The following is an 18,816-nucleotide window of genomic DNA, read 5'->3' on the forward strand; positions in this document are numbered from 1 at the left end:
CAGGGAGAGCTGCATGAGCGAGTTTTTCATCGGCCAGGTCATGCTGACCGGTTTCGCCTTCGCGCCGAAATATTTTGCGCAATGCAATGGCCAGCTGCTGCCGGTCAATCAGAACCAGGCATTGTTCAGTCTGCTAGGGCCGCGCTTTGGCGGCGATGGCCGGACTACGTTTGCCCTACCTGATCTGCGCGGTCGCACACCGGTCGGGTACGCGCCTTCGGCCGATGCGAATTGGCAGCCGCCGGTTGCACCGATGGGTCAGGCGGGCGGCGCGGAGGCGGTGACCCTGCTGCCCGCCAACCTGCCCGCGCACAACCACCTGGTGGAATGCAGCAGCACCGGCGGCAACAACCGCACACCGACCGGCCGCGTGTTTGCCACCAACATGGCCACTTCGGGTGCCGCCACGCCGCTATATGCCGCTCCGGGAACGACGGTTCCGCTGGCGCCGGCAACGGTCGCGCCCGCTGGCGGTGACCAACCGCATCCGAATCTGCAGCCCTACACCACGATCAATTTCTGCATCGCGCTGTCGGGCATTTTCCCCTCGCGCAGCTAAACGCGACCGCATTCGGCTGCGCCTGAACGCGCGGCGCCTCATCGACCAGGAAGGATCACATGGGCACTCCATTCATCGGCGAAATCCGCATGTTCGGCTTCGGCCGCACGCCTCAGGGCTGGCAGGCGTGCGACGGCTCGCTGCTGCAGATCTCCGAATACGAAGCACTGTACCTCCTGCTAGGCACCTCGTATGGCGGCGATGGGCAAACAAACTTCGGGGTGCCGGATCTACGCGGACGCCTGCCGGTTCACCAGGGCCAGGGCCCTGGCCTGAGCAACTACGTGATCGCCCAGAAGAGCGGTACCGAAACGGTGGCCGTGACCGTGCCGCAGATGCCGGCGCATACCCATGTCGCACAGGTCACGACGGTGGCGGCAACCAGCCCCTCACCGGCCGGACTCCTGCCCGCGGCGGTCGGTGCCACGCTGTTCTATGCCAGCGACGTGACCGGGGCCACCGCGCTGGCGATGTCCACGCAGAGCACCTCGTTCACAGGGGGCAGCCAGCCGCACGACAACACGATGCCGACGCTGACGGTGCAGTACTGCATCGCCACCACGGGCATCTTTCCACAGCAGTCCTGATCCACGGCGCCGCGCCGAGTCGGTCGCGGCCTGCATCGCTCCACCGGAGGAAATGCGCATGACCGAACCCTATTTCGGCGAAATCCAGTTGTTTGCCTTCGATTACAACCCATACGGTTGGGCGCTGTGCAACGGCGCAACCCTGCCGGTCATGCAGAACACCGCGCTGTTCTCGTTGCTGGGCGTGGCCTATGGCGGAAACGGCAGCACCACATTTCAGTTGCCGAACTTCTCCGCGCGCGCCGGCTGCCAGCAGGGGGCGGCGCCGGGTCTGACGCCACATGCGCTGGGCAATGCGTTCGGCTCCGCCTCGGTGAGCCTGTTGAGCACGCAGATGCCCAACCACGAGCACGGCTTCAATGCGTTCTCGCAAGCGGATCCGAGCAAGAAAAGCGGCACCCCCAGCAGCGGAGCCGCACTGTCGAACTTGAACAGCAACAGCGACCGGCCGTTCAATGCAGTTGCACCCGACCAGCAGTTTTCCCCAACCATGGTGCTGCCCGCCGGCAACGGCCAGGCGCACGAGAACCGGCAGCCCTATCTGGCCATGAACTTCTGCATCGCGCTGCAGGGCGATTACCCGGTGTTCGACTGAAGCCATGCCGCACCTGCGTCACAGGGTCGCGCCGATCGACCTGGAACCACCTGCTGCACTGGGCGTGCCAGGCGGCGTGCTTCGTCCCGAGCGCGCCACCGATCTGCCCTGGCTACGCGATCTCTACGCCAGTACGCGGCGCGAGGAACTGGCGCAGGTGCCGTGGGCGGAGCAGACCAAACGCGCGTTTCTGGACCAGCAATTCGCGTTGCAACGCGCCCATTACCTGCAGCATTTCGCCGGTGCCGACTTGTTGATCGTCCAGGTTGGGGCATTGCGTATCGGTCGCCTGTACCTGCACCGCACCACCACGCAACACACGCTGGTGGATATCAGCCTGCTGCCGGACTGGCGCGGCAAGGGCATTGGCTCGCACCTGATCGCCTACACGCAGGCATCCGCCCGCGCTGCGGGGTGCGCCGTGTGCCTGCATGTGCTGCACGCCAACCCTGCCGCGCAGCGGCTGTATGTTCGTCACGGCTTCATTGCGGGGTGCAGCACCCAGACGCATCTGCAGATGCACTGGACTCCCCATGCTCAACTGCTCAGCTGAGCGTGCTCAATTGAACACGGCCTGATACAGGAACCCGTCGCGTTCGCGCGCCACCGGCACCAGAAAGATGCCGATCTCGCCCAGGCGCGCGTGACGCATCTGATAGGTCTGTTGCGGAAACAAAAAGGCCGAGCCATTGCGAAACAGCAGCGAGAACGGCGCACGCTGCGCATTGCGTGTGTCCTGCAATGGCCTCGCTTCCACCAGCACGAACGGTACCTCGCCCTCGTTCAAGGAGGCAGCGAAGGTTTCGTTGACGCTGCCGGCAAAGTGTTCAAGCGTCAGCAACTCCATGGATGATTCCTTTCATGACGATGTGCACGGATCGTCGCGTGGTTCGCGCCGGCGCCACAAGATGGGGATGCCAACAACGCGACGTACTCGACAGATCGGAGCGATGCGGCAGGCGCCATCGCAGTGCACGTGGTATCCGACTATGACAACGCGTGATCGCCACAGATTCTGAAACGCCAGCCGCACCTGCAGCGACTCCCTACTGCAGCGTACGTTCGGTAGCCGTCGCATGTAGCGCAATCGTCCGTGCGTTGCGGGACACGCTGTTACGCAGATGGCGACACGGGCGGCCCCATTGTCTGCCGCATGAATGCGACAATACTGCACGCGGCGGTTCGGTTATGTTCAGCCGTGTGACAGTTACTCTATCGCGTTGGAATTCTGTTAAAGGCCTCGATGACGGCGTCCGCTTCTTCTGTCGTGCAACTGTCCGGTGTCCGCATCGATCGCGGCGGGCGGACGATCCTGCGCGACGTATCGCTCGACGTGCCACGCGGCAGCATCACCGCCGTGCTCGGTCCGTCCGGTAGCGGCAAGTCCACGCTGCTGGCGGCATTGACCGGCGAGCTGCGCCCGGTGGCCGGCACGGTCACCTTGTTCGGCAACGCCATTCCCACCGGTAGCCGGGCACTGCTGGAGATGCGCCGCAATGTCGGCGTGCTGCTGCAGGGCAATGGGTTGCTGACCGACCTGAGCGTGGCCGACAACGTCGCACTGCCGCTGCGCACGCATACGCGCCTGCCGGCGCCGGTGCTGCAACGCCTGGTGCAGATGAAGCTGCACGCGGTGGGCCTGCTGGCGGCGGCCGACGCCTGGCCGCGCGAGCTGTCTGGCGGCATGGCGCGGCGCGTGGCGCTGGCACGTGCGCTGGCGCTGGACCCGCCGCTGATGATCTACGACGAGCCGCTGACCGGGCTGGACCCGATCGCCTCGGGTGTGATCATGAGCCTGATCCAGCGCCTCAACGACAGCCTGGGCCTGACCAGCATCATCGTCAGCCACCACGTGCACGAGACGCTGCCGATCAGCGATCAGGCCGTGGTCATCGCCAATGGCGGCATCGTGTTCGCCGGCACGCCCCAACACCTGCAGGACAGCACCGATCCGCTGGTGCAGCAGTTCCTGCACGGCCAGCCGGACGGCCCGATCGCCTTCGATGCCGCACCACGCCGCGACCGGAGCGCTGCCTGATGGCCTTCGCCGATTCCATTCGCGCCTTCGGCCGCGCCGGGCTGTTTTCGTTGACCGTGCTGCGTGGCTCGCTGCCCACCCGCGACTTCGCCGCCGAGCTGGTGCGCGAGATCTACAAGGTTGGCGCGCGTTCGCTGCCAATCATTGCGGTGGGCGGTGCCTTCGTCGGCCTGGTGCTGACCCTGCAGGGCTACCGCACGCTCACCACCTACGGTGCATCGGATGCGCTGTCGACGTTACTGGGGCTGTCGCTGTACCGCGAGCTGGCACCGGTGCTGACCGCACTGTTGTTCATCGGCCGCGCTGGCAGCTCGATCGCAGCCGAGCTTGGCCTGATGCGTGCCACCGACCAGATCAAGGCGCTGGAGCTGATGGCCATCGACCCGGTAGCCAAGGCGGTGGCGCCACGCTTCTGGGCGGCAGTGCTCACGGTGCCGTTGCTGACCGGCGTGTTCTGTTCGCTGGCCATCACCGGCGGCTACTTTGAAGCGGTGCACGTGCTGGGCATCGACAACGGCACGTTCTGGTCGGGCCTGAGCAACAGCGTGGATTTCTGGGACGACTTCGGCGTGGCGATGCTCAAGTCGGCGATCTTCGGCGGTACCGCCGCGCTGGTCGCCGCCTACGTGGGCTTTCATGCCGAGCCGACCATCGAAGGCACCTCCATCGCCACCACCCGTGCGGTGGTGAATGCCTCGTTGCTGGTGCTGATGTTCAACTTCGTCCTTTCTGCAATGTTGTTTAGGTGAGATAGCCCATGGCCATGCGTGGACCACGACTCGAATTCGCCGTTGGCGCCTTTTTGCTGCTGACCCTGGCCTCGCTGCTGGTGCTGGCGGTGGCCTCGACCAACCAGCGCTGGGGCTTCGGTTCCAGCCAGTACACCCTGATCGCGCGCTTCAGCCAGATCGGCCAGCTGCGCGCGCAGGCGCCGGTGAAGATCGGCGGGGTGACCATCGGCAAGGTGGCCGACATCAGCCTGGATCCGACCAAGTTCGATTCGGTGGTGACGCTGTCGCTGGACACGAAATACAAGGACCTGCCCGCCGACACCTCGGCCGGCATCTTCACCAGCGGACTGCTCGGCGAGAGCTATGTCGGTCTGCAGCCGGGCGGCGACCCGGAGACGCTCAAGCCGGGCGAAGAGATCGGGTTCACCCAGCCGGCGGTGGATCTGCTGCAGCTGGTCGGCAAGTACATGTTCAGTGGCGGCGGTGATAAATCCGCTGCAGACGGTCAGGCCGCCCCGCCTGCCCAGCCCGCTTCTCCCTCTACGGAACCGCATCAATGAAGACCACCCTGCTCTCTGCCATTCTGGCCTCGACCCTGCTGGTGTGCGCACCGGCCACCGTGCTGGCGCAGCCGGCCGCCGCCAGTGCGCCTGCGCAGGGCGCGGCCACCAAGACCGTCATCGACAGCAGCACCCGCATCCTGGGCACGCTGGAACAGCGCCGCGCCGAGTTCCGTAGCAACCCGGCCGCGCTGCGTCAGTACATCGATGGCGAATTGAACAAGGCCTTCGACCGCGACTACGCCGCGCGCCTGGTGCTGGGCGTGCATGGCCGTGGCGCCTCCGATGCCGACATCAAGCTGTTCGCCGATGCGATGGCCGACAACCTGATGCAGCGCTACGGCACTGCCCTGCTCAACTTCGAAGGCAAGCCGACCTTCCGTGCCAAGTCGGAAAGCGCGCTGCCGGGCAACCGCGGCGTCAAGGTGTCTACCGACCTGCTGCGCGCAGGCAACGACCCGACCCCGGTCGACTACCTGATGCGTAACGTGGGCGGCCAGTGGAAGATCTTCGACGTGATGATCGAAGGCATTTCCTATGTGCAGACCTTCAAGGGCCAGTTCGACGGTCCGCTGCGCGAAAAGGGTATTGCCAAGGTCGCCGCCGACCTGCGCAGCGGCAGCCTGCAGGTCGGTGCGGCACCGGCCAATGGCAAGTAACAACTCCGTGCAACGCAACGGCGACACGCTGGTGGTCACCGGCGTGCTCGACCGTGCCGCGGTCACCGCGGCCTGGCCGCAGGCGGCCGCACAGCTCGATGGCGTACGCACGCTGGACCTGTCGGGTGTGCAACGCCTGGACAGCGCCGGCGTGGCGATGCTGGCCGAACTGGCCGCGCGCGTGCGCGGCACCGGCACTGCGGCAGTGGTGGGCGAGGCGTCCGGTCTGGACGAATTGCGCGCTGCCTACCGCTTGTCTCCCACCCTCGAATTTCAGGCCTGAGCGCCACGCCATGACCCAGTTCCGCACCCTTTCCCTGTTGGCCTGCCTGTCGCTGCTTGGCGCCTGTGCCAGCCAGGCACCCAAGTCTGCCCCGCCACCAGCCAGCGCCGACACCGCGCCCGATGCTCCGGCACCGGTGCGTGACGACGCCGGGGTGACCGCGCAACCGGCCGCCGCCGGGTTTGCCGCGCCCGATACGTTGCCAGCCACGGTGGCGGCGGCGCCAGCCGAACAGACCGGCGCTGCGGGCGATGCCGGCGCGGACGCGTCCGGCGCGCCCACCTCGGCCGAGGACGACTTCAATGCCCTGTACGGCACCACCACGCCACAGGCAGGCGCCAATGGCGCACCCGCCCAGCCGGGCGCGGCGCCAGCGTACGACCCGTGGGAGCGCTACAACCGCGGCATGCACCGCTTCAACCTGGCGGTAGACCGCGGCGTGGCACGGCCGTTGGCGACCGCCTACACCAAGGTGGTGCCGAGTCCGGCGCGGCTGGGCGTCACCAACTTCTTCGACAACCTCGGCACGCCGCTGACCATGGTCAACCAGCTGCTGCAGGGCCACCCGGTGTATGCGGCGCAGTCGCTGGGCCGGTTCGTGATGAATACCACCCTGGGTATCGCCGGGCTGTTCGACCCGGCCAGCGCGGCGGGGATTCCGCGCCGCAGCGAAGACTTCGGTCAGACGTTGGGCGTGTGGGGCTGGCGTAACTCGCGCTACTTCGAGCTGCCGCTGTTCGGGCCGCGCACGGTGCGTGACACCTTCGGCCTGGGTGGCGACATCCCGCTGTCGTGGGTGCGCCAGGTCGACGACGGCGGTGCGCGTTTCGCGCTGCAGGGCCTGCAACTGGTGGACACGCGCGCGCAGCTGATGTCGCTGGACTCGCTACGCGACCAGGCGCCGGACGAGTACGCCCTGACCCGCGATGCCTGGATGCAGCGCCGTAATTACCAGATCACCCGCGACCTGCGCAGCCACCGCGAACAGAACAACGAGCTGCCGGAGTATCTGCGCGAAGACAAGGACAACACGGTGCCGGTGGATGCGATGCCGATTCCCAGCTGGGTGCGTTGACCGGCCCGCCAGGCGTGAACAGAAAAACCCGGGAGCGATCCCGGGTTTTTTTCTGGGCAGCGCAATGTCGTGGCCGCAGCTGCCTGCGTGGAAAGCGCACAGGCCCGCAGATGCCGGTCTGCGCCGGGCTCGCCCACACCGCCTGCGCCTGATGACGCCCACCTGCCGGAGATCAGCAGCGACACCGTGCGATGCCGGCAGGGCGCACGTACGGCTGCGGCTCAAGGTCAGCGGCTACGACCAGCTGTCGGCCTTGCTCGCTAAGCTGGACGCTTTGCCCGGCATCGATGGAGTGGCCCGCAGGTGCGGGCGCAGGACATATCGTCGGGCGCCTGGGTCATGTGTCCGGTGTCACTCCGGTTCGGGCAGCAATGGCGGGGTGCGATCTTCGTAGGTGAGATAGCTCTGCCACAGATCATGTGCGCGCTGGTCGTTGAGGTCGACGGCGCAGCGGGCCGCCTTGGCCGTTCCGACCGTTGCACCCGTCCAGCGCTGTCGTATGTTGCTGCAGTGAAGCGTCTTGTAGCTCGCCCAGGCCGCCTGCGCGTTGTCGAACGCCTCGCCCGACACCCCCAGCGTGACGACGGCCCGGGTGCGCGCGGCCGCCAGATACGCGGCCAGGCGTTGCTGCGATCGGCCCACTTCTGCCGACCAGCATTTATTGCTGTCCGTGGTCGTTTCGAGATCGTGGCAACGCTCCGTCGCATGCGATGGCACGCTGAAAAGCAGCACGAGAAATATCCAGCCGGATCGCGTCGTCATGTGCACCTGATTGGTAGCTTGGTCGATGATTAGCCGGATCATGGGATCGGTTGATCGTGCGTCGCGCGAGGGGAGCGGGTCGGCGATGGCGGCTGCACGCTGTCTGTCGGCTCCCGCGTCGTTGCGGTGATTGCCGGGGCAGATGCGATGGCAGTGCCTGAAACGTCTTGCCGCATGGCGGTGGAGATACGCTGCGATGTTCGGCGACAGTGCGTGTCGAGCGTGCGGCCTGGTCGGCCTTCCGCCGTACCGTCCTTCCCCCTCTCCCTGACGGGAGAGAGGGGGGAGCGCCGGCCTCTGATCGTGCGCTGCAGTGTCTTGCCCATCGGGAGAGTGGCGCATGCAGCGGACGCGGTACAGGGCGCGCGCAAGCTCTGCTCTGGCGCATGTCTGGGCCGGCGCGCGGGACTCAGGCCGCTGCCAGCGCCGCATCCACCGCTGCACGCAGGCGTGCATCGTCGGCCGGGACATCGGGGGCGAAGCGCTCGATGACGGTGCCGTCGCGGCCGATCAGGAATTTTTCGAAGTTCCACAACACGCCGGGTGCGGGGTTGGGCGCAATGCCGTAGCCAGCGAGCTTTTCGCGCATCGGGCCGTCGCCGGTGGCACTCGGGCGTGCATGGGTCAGGGCCTGATACAGCGGATGGGTGTCGCCGCCGGTGACCGCGATCTTGGCGAACATCGGGAAGGTGACGTCGTAGGTGAGCTGGCAGAACTGCGCAATCTCCGCCTCGCTGCCGGGCTCCTGGCCGTTGAAGTCGTTGGCCGGAAACGCCAGCACTTCCAGACCTTGCGCATGCTTGTCGCGGTACAGCGCTTCCAGGCCTTCGTACTGCGGGGTCAGGCCGCACTTGGAGGCGACGTTGACCACCAGCAGCACCTTGCCGCGATAGTCGGCCAATGTGGCCGGCTCGCCTTCGATGCGGGTCACGGGAATGTCGTACAGCGTCTGGCTCATCGGGGCTGTCCTGATCTGCGGGGTAGCCAGCATAAACCGCCGCGCGCGCATGGGTGACCTGTACTGCACCGTGCCTCAATACTTGTATATGCAAGTATCTTGGCTACACTCGCCGCATGGCCACACCCCGCACGCCGACCGGCTGTACCAACTTCCGCCTGCGCAGCGTGTCGCGGATGGTGTCGCGCCATTACGCGACGTATCTGAGTGCGAGCGGCCTGAAGGCGACGCAGTATTCGCTGCTATCGCATCTGCTCACGCTGAGCCCGATCCGGCCGGTCGACCTGGCGCGCAAGATGGGCCTGGATGCATCCACGCTCACACGCAATCTCAAGCCGCTGATGCTGGCCGGACTGGTGCAACAGGCCGACGGCCCCGATGCGCGCAGCCGCCTGATCACGCTCACCGCCGCCGGCCGTCGCCGGCATACCCAGGCCCGGACGCAGTGGCAGAAGGCGCAATCCAGCCTCACCGCACTGCTGGGCAGCGAGCGTGTGCTCGCCCTGCATGGCCTGCTCGACGACACACTGGCCACGCTGCAACAGGCCGGGCTTGCCGATACCGACGACTCCCCCGACTAAGAGCAGCGCTGCCTCCATGACCGCACTCGATGCCCGCACCCGCCTGCTGCTGGAAGCCCCGATCGCGCCCACGCTCGCGCGGCTGGCGGTTCCCAACGTACTGGTCATGGTCGCGCAGGCGTCGGCCGGGCTGATCGAGACCTATTTTGTCGGCAAGCTCGGCACCGATGCGCTGGCCGGCATGGCGCTGGTGTTCCCGATCGTGATGCTGATGCAGATGATGTCCTCCGGTGCGATCGGCGGCGGCATTGCCTCGTCGATCGCGCGGGCCCTGGGCGGCGGCCGGCGCGAGGATGCCAACGCGGTGGTGGTGCATGCGCTGGTGATCGCCGTGGCGTTCGGTGTGCTCTTTACGCTTGCGCTGTGGGCGGGCGGCCGCTGGCTGTATCGGCAGATGGGCGGGACAGGCGCCGCGCTCGATGCCGCGCTGACCTACTCGCACTGGATCTTCGCAGGCGCGGTGTTTGTCTGGCTGTTGAATTCGCTGGCGGCGGTGCTGCGCGGCTCCGGCAATATGGCCGTGCTGGCCAAGGTCACCGTCTACGGGGTCATCGGATTGATCCCGCTGTCGCCGTTGCTGATCTTCGGCTGGGGGCGATTCCTGCGCTGGGCATTGCCGGCGGTGCGCTGGCGCTGCTGCTGTACTACATCGTCGGCACGCTGGTGCTGGCGGCCTATCTGCGTTCGCCGCGCAGCCTGCTGCGCCTGTCGTTTGCGGCGATCCGCCTGCGTGCAGCGGTCTTCCGCGACATCCTGCGGGTTGGCCTGATCTCGGCGATCGGGGTGATCTGCACCAATCTGGCGGTGGGCGTTGCCACCTCGTTGGCCGGGCATTTCGGCTCCGGCGCGATTGCCGGCTACGGCACTGCATCGCGGCTGGAATACGTGCTGATCCCGCTGGTCTTCGGCCTGGGAGCACCGATGCTGACGATGGTGGGCACCTGCATCGGTGCGGGCAAACGCGAGCGCGCACTGCGCGCGACCTGGATCGGTGCGGCCATGGCGTTTGCCATTACCGAAACCATCGGCGTTGCGGCGGCGCTGTTCCCGCGCGGCTGGCTGTCCTTGTATGGCAGCGATGCGACCATGCTGCAGACCGGCACGCTGTACCTGCAGACCGTAGGGCCGTTCTACGGCTTTCTGGGCATGGGTCTGGCGCTGTACTTCGCCTCGCAGGGCGCAGGAAGGCTGCTATGGCCGATCTGCACGACCTTGCTGCGCCTGCTGATCGCGGCCGGCATCGGCATCGCGGCGATCCGGCTGGGTGGCGGCCTGCACCAGGTCTACCTGGCACGGAGCGCGGCGCTGCTGGTGTATGGGCTGGGGACGGCGCTGGCCATCGCCGGTGGATCGATGTTCGGCCGGCTTGGCTGGCCGCGTCGCACCGCGGACGTGGTGGTGGACGCATAGGCCGCTGGCGCTGGTGCATGCGTTGCGGCATCTCGACGCGACGCGCGCCTGATGCCCTATCCGCGCATCAGTCGATGCACAGCGCCGCCTGGCCCTTGCCGCCGATGATTTCCTGGCGGCAGCCGAAGCGGTCGCTGTCGCGCTGGCAGGTGCCGGTGGTAGCGGCACCGGTCGGCACGATGCTGGTGGCCAGGCAATCGCCGCTGCAGTCGCTGTTGTCGCTGCAGGTCTTGCCGGCATCAGCATACGGCACGATGCAGCGCACCGTTTGCATGCGGCCGACCGGACGCAGTTGACCGCCCTTTGCGGTGCATGCTGCGGTATCGGCAGAGGCTGCGCGCGGTGGCTGCGCATCAGATGCGGCGGTGCCCGAACGAGATGCCGGCGTAGCGCTGCAGGCGCCCAGCAGCAGCACGCACACCGTTGCGTAGATCCATCGCGTCGCCATGGGATGCTCTTCTTGACTAGGGTGCGTGCAAGCATCGCGGTGGCGATGTCTGCGCGGTGTGCTCGACATCCGGCGCAAGAACAGGACCTCGCAGACCTGCTGTGTAGGAGCGCCCTTGGGCGCTCCTACGGGTGGGTCGGTCATCGGGCGCTGTGCGGCCGGTCAGGCCTCCTGCACTTGCTGGCTACTCCTGCTCGTCGCTGCTGTCGTCGTGTGAGAGCCCGGCGCCTTCGTCGCTGCCATCGTCCAGCAGCGCCTGCGATTGCTCGCCGGCCAGGGTTTCCACACCGCGCAGGCGGCGTTCGATGGTGCGGGTCTTGCGGCTGGCTTCGCCCAGGCTCTTGCCGACGGTGCTGATCTGCCGCTCGGCCTTTTCGAGAATGCCGGCGAACTTGCCGAACTCGCTCTTCACCGCGCCCAGCACCTGCCAGACCTCGCTGGAGCGCTTCTCGATCGCCAACGTGCGGAAGCCCATCTGCAGGCTGTTGAGCAAGGCGGTGAAGGTGGTCGGGCCGGCCAGCACCACGCGGTGCTCGCGCTGCAGCAGATCGACCAGACCGGCGCGGCGGATGACTTCGGCGTACAGGCCTTCGGTGGGCAGAAACATCACCGCAAAATCCGTCGTATGCGGTGGGCAGACGTACTTGTCGCTGATCGACTTGGCCTGCACGCGGATGGCGCGTTCCAGCTGCGCGGTCGAACTCTTGATCGCGTCCAGGTCGCCTTTTTCCTGCGCGTCGATCAGGCGTTCGTAGTCCTCGCGCGGGAACTTGGCGTCGACCGGCAGCCACACCACCGTGTCGTCGCCGCGCCCGGGCAGGCGGATCGCAAAATCCACCGCTTCGGCACTGTCGGGTTTGACCCGCACGCCGCGCGCGTACTGCTCCATCGTCAGCGTCTGCTCGAGGATGTTGTCCAGCTGCACTTCGCCCCAGCCGCCGCGGTCCTTGACGTTGGTGAGCACGCGCTTGAGATCGCCCACGCCGGTAGCCAGCTGCTGCATTTCGCCCAGGCCGCGCTGCACCTGTTCCAGCCGTTCGGACACGAGCTTGAACGAGGCATCCAGGCGCGTGTTGAGGGTGGTCTGCAATTTTTCGTCGACGGTGGCGCGCATCAGTTCGAGCTTGCTGGCGTTGTCGTTTTGCAGGTTGGCCAGCTGCTGTTCCAGCGTGGTGCGCATTTCGCCGATGCGCAGTTCGTTGCGCTGGGTGAGCTCGGTCAGGCGCTGGCCCAGCGCTTCGGTGAAGCGCTGTTGCGATTCGCCGGCCTCCTGCCTGCCCTTGCGCGAATCTTCGGCCAGCGCTTCGCGCAAGGCGGCCATGTGGGTGTCGGTGCGCGCGATCAGCTCGGTCAGTTGCTGGCCGAACATGTGGATGCGGGTTTCCTGCTGCTGGCCGAAGCCTTCCAGCTGGGTACGCAGTTCGGTGAGCCGCAGGGTCAGCAGTTCGCCGGTGCGTTGCTGGGCCAGGCCACTTTCTTCGCGCGCCTTGCGCGCGTCTTCGCCGAGCGCGTCGCGCAGCAGGTCCAGGCGCTGATCGGTGCGCGTGGACAGTTCGGTGAGATTGCGCGCAAAGGTTTCCAGGCGGCCGTCCTGCTGCCGTGCCAGGCCTTCGAGTTGCTCGCGCAGTTCGCCGCGGCCGTCGCGTTGCTCGGCGCGCAGCGCGTGCTCCAGCGCGGTGGTGGAGGGACGTCGCAGCAGCGCGAGCAGCTGCAACACCAGGACTACGACAAGCAGCCCGAGAAGGATCAGGGATTCGGATGACATGCGCGCAGTGTAACGGTGCCTGTCGCAACAGCTGCGTCGCGGACCGTCGCCCGCCCGAGCGCGCGCAGCGCCCGGGAATCTGCGAGGCAGCGGCCTGAGCAGCCGCTGTCTCGCTGCGCAGGCCTGAGGTCAGAAGCCTTCCAGCACCAGCTTGCCGCGGGTGCGGTGCGATTGCAGCGCGGCGTGGGCGCGGCGCAGGTTGTCGACGGTGATGCGGCCGTAGTGCTCGCCCAGGGTGGTGCGCAGCAGGCCGCTGTCGATCAGCTCGGCGACACGGTTGAGCAGGTGGTGCTGGGCGATCATGTCGTCGGTTTCGAACAGCGAGCGGGTGAACATCAGCTCCCAGTGCAGCGACAGGCTCTTGCGCTTGAGCGGCAGCGCATCCAGCGTGGCCGGGTCGTCGATCAGCGCCAGCTGGCCCTGCGGTGCGAGCACCTCCACTAGCTGCGCGAAGTGCTGGTCGGTGTGGGTGAGGCTGGCCACGTGCTGCACCTGCGCGATGCCGATCCGCTGCAGGCCCTCGCCCAGCGGCTGGGTGTGGTCGATGACGTGATGCGCGCCGAGTGCGTAGACCCAATCCTGGGTCTGCGGGCGCGAGGCGGTGCCGATCACGGTCAGCTTGGTCAGCGTGCGCGCCAGCTGCACCAGGATCGAGCCGACGCCGCCGGCCGCGCCGACCACCAGCAACGCCTGGCCTTGGCCGCCGCCTTCGGCAATGCGCAGCCGGTCGAACAACAATTCCCAGGCGGTGATGGCGGTCAGCGGCAGTGCCGCAGCCGCGGCATCGTCGAGCGTGGCCGGCTTGCGCCCGACCAGGCGCTCGTCCACCAGATGGAATTCGGCGTTGGTGCCCGGGCGGGTCAGCGCGCCGGCGTAGTACACCGCGTCGCCGGGGCGAAACAGGCTGACCTCGCTGCCAACGGCGTCAACCACGCCGCTGGCGTCCCAGCCGAGCACGCGCGGCGATTCCACCGGCGCGTTGGCGCGCACCTTGGTGTCCACCGGATTGACCGAAATGGCATGGATGCGCACGCGCAGATCGCGCGGGCCGGGTTCGGGCAGCGGCAGTTCGAGTTCGACCAGCGCGCGCGCATCGTCGATGGGCAGGCCGTGCTGCGGGTAGGCAATGGCTTTCATGGCGGGCGTCATGCAGGGAGGGGACATGCATGGTCGGCTGCCGGGATTAGGAGAAAAACCGGCAAACTGCATAAGCACTTTCACGATTGGAGTGAAGATGGTCCGCTTCGACGACCTGGCGCTGTTCGTACGTACCGCGGCGCTGGGCAGTTTTTCCAATGCCGCGCGTGAGGCCGACCTGCTGCCGGGGCAGGTCAGCGCGGCGGTGGCCCGGCTGGAGCGGGCACTGGATCTGCGCCTGTTCGCACGGTCCACCCGCAGCCTGCGGCTGACCGCCGAGGGGGAGCAGTACCTGCCGTATGCGCGCCAGGTACTGGAGCTGCTACGCGACGGGCGCGAGCATGTGCGCGGGCGCGACAGCGAATTGCAGGGCCTGCTGCAGGTCACCGCGCCGTCGGACCTGGGCCGCAATGTGCTGCTGCCCTGGCTGACCGAGTTCCGCGCTGCGCATCCGAAGCTGACTTTGCGGCTGCATCTGTCCGACCAGGTGGCCGACCTGTATCGCGCGCCGGTGGATGTGGCGTTCCGGCTCGGGCGCATCGACGGCGGCGACCACGTCGCGCTGCCGTTGGCACCGCACAACCGCCGGGTGCTGGTGGCCGCGCCAGCGTATCTGCAGCGGCACGGGCGGCCGGCCACGCTGGAGGCGCTGCGCGACCACGCCTGCCTGCTGTATCTGCTGGCCGGGCGCGCCTACGACCGCTGGCAGTTCGAACGCGACGGCCGCCGCCAGGTGGTGCCGGTACGTGGGGCGATGCTGTGCGACGACGCCGACATCGTGCGGCGCTGGGCCGTGGCCGGCGAAGGCATCGCCTACAAGTCATGGCTGGATGTCTGCGCCGACGTGCAGGCCGGGCGGCTGGAGGTGCTGTTCCCCGACGATGGCGACCGCTTGCCGCTGCATCTGGTGTGCCCGCATCGCAAGCAGTTTTCGCCGGCGGTGCGCCAGCTGCACGCGCTGTTTGCGCAGCGCTGCCAGGCGCTGACGGCGTTGTATCCGCCGGCCCAGGGCTGACGTGCTGTGCTCGTGGTGCAAGGTGCCGACGGCCGCGGCTGATGCGGCGTCGCGCTCGGGGTTCGGCGGGCCCGCAGCCCGCCAGGCAAGACGCGGAGGGCGCGGTATCGCATGCCACGCCAGCGTTCCGGTGCCCTGCATGTCCGGCCCATGCGGCCCGCATGCTGCTACGCGATGGCATGTGCATGACGGTGTGGAGGTCACCGCAGACGACCGCGCCGGCATTGCCGGGCTCGTTGAAGCGCCCATCACCGCGGCGGTTCTAGCCTGCTGGCATGACCTCACCCAGCCCGGTTCCCCTGCAGCGCTACGGCAACCGTGATGGCCACTCCGGCGTGGTGGCGTATGCGCTGGCCGGGGATGCAATTGCGGTGCGTTTCCGCAGCGGCGAGACCTATGTGTACACCGCCGACAGTGCAGGCGCCGACGTGGTGGCGACCATGCAACGCCTGGCCAAGGCGGGGCGCGGGCTGAGCACCTACATCAGCCAGCATGTGCGCGACGCTTACGCAGGCAAGCTCGACATATAGCCAGGCGCGACTACTGACGAACCCACGTCGCATCCGCCAGGCGCAACGCAGTTGCGTCCTGCAGCGTCCGCTGCCTGTACTGCCTTACGCGCAGACACGACCGCCGGGCTGCTGCGATGATGCCTGGCAGCGATGCGCATAACGCGCTATTTCTCCTGGTGGCGCGTTACGCCGCCTGCACCACTTCACTCGTCGGGATGCACATGCTGGACATCTACGGAACGCTCACCTCGATCAATGTGCGCAAGGTGCTGTGGCTGTGCGAGGACATGCAGCTGGACTACCGCCTGCATGCCTACGGCAGCGGCGCCGCATCGGTCCAGGCGCCCGCGTTCCTGGCGCTCAATCCAAACGGTCTGGTGCCGGTGCTACGCGACGGCACGGTGGTGCTGTGGGAATCGAACACCATCTGCCGCTATCTGGCTGCACGCAGCCGGCGCGAGGATCTGCTGCCGAGTGCGCCGGCAGCGCGGGCACGGGTCGAGCAATGGATGGACTGGCAGGCCACCGAGCTCAACCCGGCGTGGCGGTACGCGTTCATGGCCACGGTGCGTGGCAGTGCGGCGCATACCGACATGCAGTGCATCGCAGACAGCGTGCAGGCGTGGAACCGGCTGATGGCGCTGCTGGATGCGCAGCTGCAACAGGCCGGCCCGTATGTGCTGGGCGCGCAATTCACCCTGGCCGACATCGTGCTGGGGCTGTCGACCCAACGCTGGATGGCCAGCCCTATCGCGCGCCCGGTGCTGCCCGCCGTGGCGGCGTATTACGCGCAGCTGTGCACGCGCGTCGGGTTTCAACGCCATGGCTGCAGCGCGCCTTGAGCATGGCGGGCAGGCCCGCGCAAAGCGGCCGCAGCAACACGCCGTGATGTCGCCGCGGCGCTTGCGGCACGCATTGACCTCAACGTGACCTGCGCATGGGTAGGCTGAGGCTCTGCTCCTGCGAGGCTTGCCGATGACCACTGCCACCAATCAGACCCGCCTGCTTGCCCTGGGCTTGTTTGCGTTTCTGGGCACCTTTGCAGTGATCGTCTGGTCGCTGATGCGGCCGTATGGCACGGCGTATTTTTTCCCGGTGCATTTTTTGATTGGAGCGGCGTTGCCGTTCCTGGTGTACGCGATCGGCGGCACACGGCTGTGGTTCTGGATCGGCATGGGGATCACCGCGGCGGTGCTGCTGTGGTTCAACCTGTGGGGACATGAGGCCAATGGCGCGGCGCCGCAGTTGCTGGACTGGAGCCAGTTTGCCGCCGGTGTGGTCGGGCTGGCCGGCGCCTGGGCGGTGCAACTGATCTATCGCAATGCACGCCCGCCGCATCGTCCGTCGATTGAGTGAGCGATTGAGCGGGATTGGTGCGTTGGGACGTGGGATTCGTAGAAGCGCCGGGCTGCAGACGTCGGTTAGATGGCGAAGGTCTGGCAAAGCGAAGCACGCGCCACGCTGATGCAGGCAGGCGCGTCTGCCCTGCCCGACCTGCGCCGCCACATGACCTTGGACCGATAGCTTTGCTGCGCTGCGTTGGGCGACACTCGCGCATTCTTTTGATTCCCGCGAGGTCCGCATGTCGTCTTGGCTCAGGCGCAAATCCATCGATCAGGTCACCGTGCACGAAGCCGGGCGGCAACTGGTCCGCAGCCTGAGTTGGCCGCACCTGATCGCGCTGGGCATCGGCGCGATCGTCGGCACCGGTATCTACACGCTGATCGGCGTAGGCGCCGACAAGGCCGGCCCGGCCGTGCTGCTGTCGTTCGTAGCGGCCGGCATCGTGTGCGCCTGCGCGGCGCTGGCGTATGCGGAAATGGCCACGATGATGCCGGCGGCCGGCAGTGCCTACACCTACAGCTACACCGCGCTGGGCGAGAGCATCGCCTGGGTGGTGGGCTGGAGCCTGGTGCTGGAATATTCGCTGGTGGTCAGCACGGTGGCGGTGGGCTGGTCAGGCTACTTCGTCGGTTTCCTGCAGTGGCTGGGGGTGGAGCTGCCGCAGACGCTGATTGCCGGGCCGCATGCCGGCGGTATCGTGAACCTGCCGGCGGTGGTGATCACCTTCCTGGTAGCCGGCATGCTGATGGCCGGCACCAAGGAAAGCGCCACGCTCAATGCGGTGCTGGTGGTGCTGAAGATCATCGCGCTGGGCGTGTTCGTGGCGATCGCGTTGCCAGCCTTCAACAGCGCCAACCTGCAGCCGTTCATGCCGTATGGCTTCTCCAAGGCGATGGGCCCGGACGGCGTGGAGCGCGGGGTGATGGCAGCGGCGGCGATCATCTTCTTCGCGTTCTACGGTTTCGATGCGATTTCCACCGCGGCCGAAGAGACCAAGAACCCGGGGCGCGATCTGTCGATCGGCATCGTCGGCTCGATGATCGGCTGCACGCTGATCTACGTGCTGGTGGCGCTGGCGGCAGTGGGTGCGATGAGCTTCACCGTGTTCGGCAAGAGCCCGGAGCCGCTGGCGCTGATCCTGCGCGAACTCGGCCACGGCAAGGCCGCGTTGGTGATCGGTGCGGTGGCGATCATTGCGTTGCCGACCGTGCTGCTGGCGTTTTTGTACGGGCAGAGCCGCATCTTCTTCGTGATGTCGCGCGACGGGCTGTTGCCGCGCGGCTTGTCCAAGGTCAATGCGCGCACCGGCACACCGGTGGCGATCACGCTGTTCACCGCGGTGCTGGTGGCGGCGTTGGCGGGCGTGGCACGGCTGGATGAGATCGCCGCATTGGCCAATGCCGGCACGTTGGCGGCGTTCACCGCGGTGGCTGCATGTCTGCTGGTGCTGCGTGTGCGCGAGCCTGGCCGTGCGCGCGCCTTCCGCACGCCGCTGGCGTGGGTGGTGGGCCCGGTGGCGATCCTGGGCTGCCTGTACCTGTTCTGGAGCCTGCCGAGCAAGACGCAGCTGTGGTTTCTGGTCTGGAATGCGCTGGGTGTGGTGGTGTACCTGGCGTATGGGCGGCGCAATAGCCGGTTGCATCAGGCGGGGTGAGTCGCGACGTCCTCCTCGCCCGCGGCAGAGAGGCTTTCAAACCACTGTGGCAATGCCAGCACTCCCTTCTCCCACTGGGACAGTGTCCTCCTTTATGGGGGAGAAGGTGGCGTGTAGCGCCGGATGAGGGTGCGCGCGAAGCC

General features: G+C 67.1%; 24 protein-coding genes and 1 pseudogene. 19 read left to right on the forward strand and 6 right to left on the reverse strand.

What is annotated here, in order from left to right; genetic code table 11:
- Positions 1-13: 13 nt before the first annotated feature.
- Genes ABQZ09_RS14715 through ABQZ09_RS14730 form a run of 4 tightly spaced genes read left to right on the forward strand, consistent with a single transcriptional unit; the run spans position 14 to position 2,294 of the window.
- Complete coding sequence (locus tag ABQZ09_RS14715; protein ID WP_039410623.1) at positions 14-559, forward strand: phage tail protein; 546 nt, start codon at positions 14-16, stop codon at positions 557-559.
- Positions 560-618: 59 nt separating this feature from the next.
- Positions 619-1,146 carry a phage tail protein gene (locus ABQZ09_RS14720; protein ID WP_058562827.1) on the forward strand — a complete coding sequence of 176 codons (528 nt, stop codon included), beginning with the start codon at positions 619-621 and terminating at the stop codon, positions 1,144-1,146.
- 58 nt (positions 1,147-1,204) lie between these two features.
- Positions 1,205-1,741: a phage tail protein gene (locus ABQZ09_RS14725; RefSeq protein WP_039410645.1), complete on the forward strand. Its 537-nt coding sequence runs from the start codon at positions 1,205-1,207 to the stop codon at positions 1,739-1,741.
- Positions 1,742-1,745: 4 nt separating this feature from the next.
- Entirely contained in the window at positions 1,746-2,294 is a 549-nt protein-coding gene (locus tag ABQZ09_RS14730; protein ID WP_349777246.1) for a GNAT family N-acetyltransferase, read from the forward strand.
- Positions 2,295-2,300: 6 nt separating this feature from the next.
- On the opposite strand, the gene ABQZ09_RS14735 is transcribed toward ABQZ09_RS14730, so the two are convergent.
- A complete protein-coding gene (locus ABQZ09_RS14735) occupies positions 2,301-2,588 on the reverse strand; it encodes a DUF6916 family protein (RefSeq protein WP_005991442.1) in 288 nt (95 codons plus the stop codon).
- 396 nt (positions 2,589-2,984) lie between these two features.
- Here ABQZ09_RS14735 and ABQZ09_RS14740 point away from each other — a divergent pair, with 396 nt between their 5' ends.
- The 7 genes and pseudogenes from ABQZ09_RS14740 to ABQZ09_RS14770 form a co-directional block, all read left to right on the forward strand.
- Complete coding sequence (locus ABQZ09_RS14740) at positions 2,985-3,779, forward strand: ABC transporter ATP-binding protein (protein WP_039410617.1); 795 nt, start codon at positions 2,985-2,987, stop codon at positions 3,777-3,779.
- Complete coding sequence (locus ABQZ09_RS14745; RefSeq protein WP_184553888.1) at positions 3,779-4,528, forward strand: MlaE family lipid ABC transporter permease subunit; 750 nt, start codon at positions 3,779-3,781, stop codon at positions 4,526-4,528. Before ABQZ09_RS14740 ends, ABQZ09_RS14745 begins: the two co-directional genes overlap by 1 nt.
- Positions 4,529-4,536: 8 nt before the next feature.
- Complete coding sequence (gene mlaD, locus ABQZ09_RS14750; protein ID WP_349777247.1) at positions 4,537-5,070, forward strand: outer membrane lipid asymmetry maintenance protein MlaD; 534 nt, start codon at positions 4,537-4,539, stop codon at positions 5,068-5,070.
- On the forward strand, positions 5,067-5,729 hold the full coding sequence (locus ABQZ09_RS14755; protein ID WP_039410610.1) for an MlaC/ttg2D family ABC transporter substrate-binding protein: 663 nt from the start codon (positions 5,067-5,069) through the stop codon (positions 5,727-5,729). Before mlaD ends, ABQZ09_RS14755 begins: the two co-directional genes overlap by 4 nt.
- Positions 5,719-6,012, forward strand: coding sequence for an STAS domain-containing protein (locus ABQZ09_RS14760; protein WP_039410608.1), 294 nt, complete (start codon positions 5,719-5,721; stop codon positions 6,010-6,012). Before ABQZ09_RS14755 ends, ABQZ09_RS14760 begins: the two co-directional genes overlap by 11 nt.
- 10 nt (positions 6,013-6,022) lie before the next feature.
- Entirely contained in the window at positions 6,023-7,087 is a 1,065-nt protein-coding gene (locus ABQZ09_RS14765) for an MlaA family lipoprotein (protein WP_349777248.1), read from the forward strand.
- Positions 7,088-7,231: 144 nt separating this feature from the next.
- Positions 7,232-7,388: pseudogene (locus tag ABQZ09_RS14770) on the forward strand (ACT domain-containing protein); the annotation flags it as partial.
- A gap of 50 nt (positions 7,389-7,438) precedes the next feature.
- On the opposite strand, the gene ABQZ09_RS14775 reads toward ABQZ09_RS14770, so the two are convergent.
- Complete coding sequence (locus ABQZ09_RS14775) at positions 7,439-7,891, reverse strand: lysozyme inhibitor LprI family protein (protein WP_349777249.1); 453 nt, start codon at positions 7,889-7,891, stop codon at positions 7,439-7,441.
- A 367-nt stretch (positions 7,892-8,258) separates the two neighbouring features.
- Positions 8,259-8,807, reverse strand: a complete 549-nt coding sequence (locus ABQZ09_RS14780) for a glutathione peroxidase (RefSeq protein WP_228315149.1) — start codon at positions 8,805-8,807, stop codon at positions 8,259-8,261.
- Between the two features lie 116 nt (positions 8,808-8,923).
- Here ABQZ09_RS14780 and ABQZ09_RS14785 point away from each other — a divergent pair, with 116 nt between their 5' ends.
- From ABQZ09_RS14785 to ABQZ09_RS14795, 3 genes are read left to right on the forward strand one after another with little or no spacing between them, the layout of a single operon-like run.
- Positions 8,924-9,388 carry a MarR family winged helix-turn-helix transcriptional regulator gene (locus ABQZ09_RS14785; protein ID WP_184553877.1) on the forward strand — a complete coding sequence of 155 codons (465 nt, stop codon included), beginning with the start codon at positions 8,924-8,926 and terminating at the stop codon, positions 9,386-9,388.
- Positions 9,389-9,404: 16 nt separating this feature from the next.
- Complete coding sequence (locus tag ABQZ09_RS14790; RefSeq protein WP_349777250.1) at positions 9,405-10,157, forward strand: MATE family efflux transporter; 753 nt, start codon at positions 9,405-9,407, stop codon at positions 10,155-10,157.
- Positions 10,158-10,171: 14 nt separating this feature from the next.
- Positions 10,172-10,798: an MATE family efflux transporter gene (locus ABQZ09_RS14795; protein WP_349777251.1), complete on the forward strand. Its 627-nt coding sequence runs from the start codon at positions 10,172-10,174 to the stop codon at positions 10,796-10,798.
- A gap of 67 nt (positions 10,799-10,865) precedes the next feature.
- On the opposite strand, the gene ABQZ09_RS14800 is transcribed toward ABQZ09_RS14795, so the two are convergent.
- The 3 genes from ABQZ09_RS14800 to ABQZ09_RS14810 form a co-directional block, all read right to left on the reverse strand.
- Positions 10,866-11,246, reverse strand: a complete 381-nt coding sequence (locus ABQZ09_RS14800) for a hypothetical protein (RefSeq protein ID WP_349777252.1) — start codon at positions 11,244-11,246, stop codon at positions 10,866-10,868.
- 184 nt (positions 11,247-11,430) lie between these two features.
- Positions 11,431-12,963: a DNA recombination protein RmuC gene (locus ABQZ09_RS14805; RefSeq protein ID WP_349777311.1), complete on the reverse strand. Its 1,533-nt coding sequence runs from the start codon at positions 12,961-12,963 to the stop codon at positions 11,431-11,433.
- Between the two features lie 177 nt (positions 12,964-13,140).
- Positions 13,141-14,148: a zinc-binding alcohol dehydrogenase family protein gene (locus tag ABQZ09_RS14810; RefSeq protein WP_184374378.1), complete on the reverse strand. Its 1,008-nt coding sequence runs from the start codon at positions 14,146-14,148 to the stop codon at positions 13,141-13,143.
- Between the two features lie 97 nt (positions 14,149-14,245).
- Between ABQZ09_RS14810 and ABQZ09_RS14815 the strand changes: the two genes are divergently transcribed.
- From ABQZ09_RS14815 to ABQZ09_RS14835, 5 genes are all read left to right on the forward strand, one after another.
- On the forward strand, positions 14,246-15,163 hold the full coding sequence (locus tag ABQZ09_RS14815; RefSeq protein WP_184553871.1) for a LysR family transcriptional regulator: 918 nt from the start codon (positions 14,246-14,248) through the stop codon (positions 15,161-15,163).
- Between the two features lie 299 nt (positions 15,164-15,462).
- On the forward strand, positions 15,463-15,693 hold the full coding sequence (locus ABQZ09_RS14820) for a hypothetical protein (protein WP_349777312.1): 231 nt from the start codon (positions 15,463-15,465) through the stop codon (positions 15,691-15,693).
- 203 nt (positions 15,694-15,896) lie between these two features.
- Positions 15,897-16,517, forward strand: coding sequence for a glutathione S-transferase family protein (locus tag ABQZ09_RS14825; RefSeq protein ID WP_228315144.1), 621 nt, complete (start codon positions 15,897-15,899; stop codon positions 16,515-16,517).
- A gap of 133 nt (positions 16,518-16,650) precedes the next feature.
- The gene (locus ABQZ09_RS14830) at positions 16,651-17,031 is read left to right on the forward strand and encodes a hypothetical protein (RefSeq protein ID WP_039410576.1); all 381 of its coding nucleotides are present in this window, start codon (positions 16,651-16,653) and stop codon (positions 17,029-17,031) included.
- A 226-nt stretch (positions 17,032-17,257) separates the two neighbouring features.
- Positions 17,258-18,673, forward strand: coding sequence for an amino acid permease (locus ABQZ09_RS14835; RefSeq protein WP_039410573.1), 1,416 nt, complete (start codon positions 17,258-17,260; stop codon positions 18,671-18,673).
- Positions 18,674-18,816: the final 143 nt, after the last annotated feature.

Origin of the sequence: Xanthomonas sp. WHRI 6106 (assembly GCF_040202405.1) — a bacterium.
Taxonomy (GTDB): Bacteria; Pseudomonadota; Gammaproteobacteria; order Xanthomonadales; family Xanthomonadaceae; genus Xanthomonas; species Xanthomonas cannabis.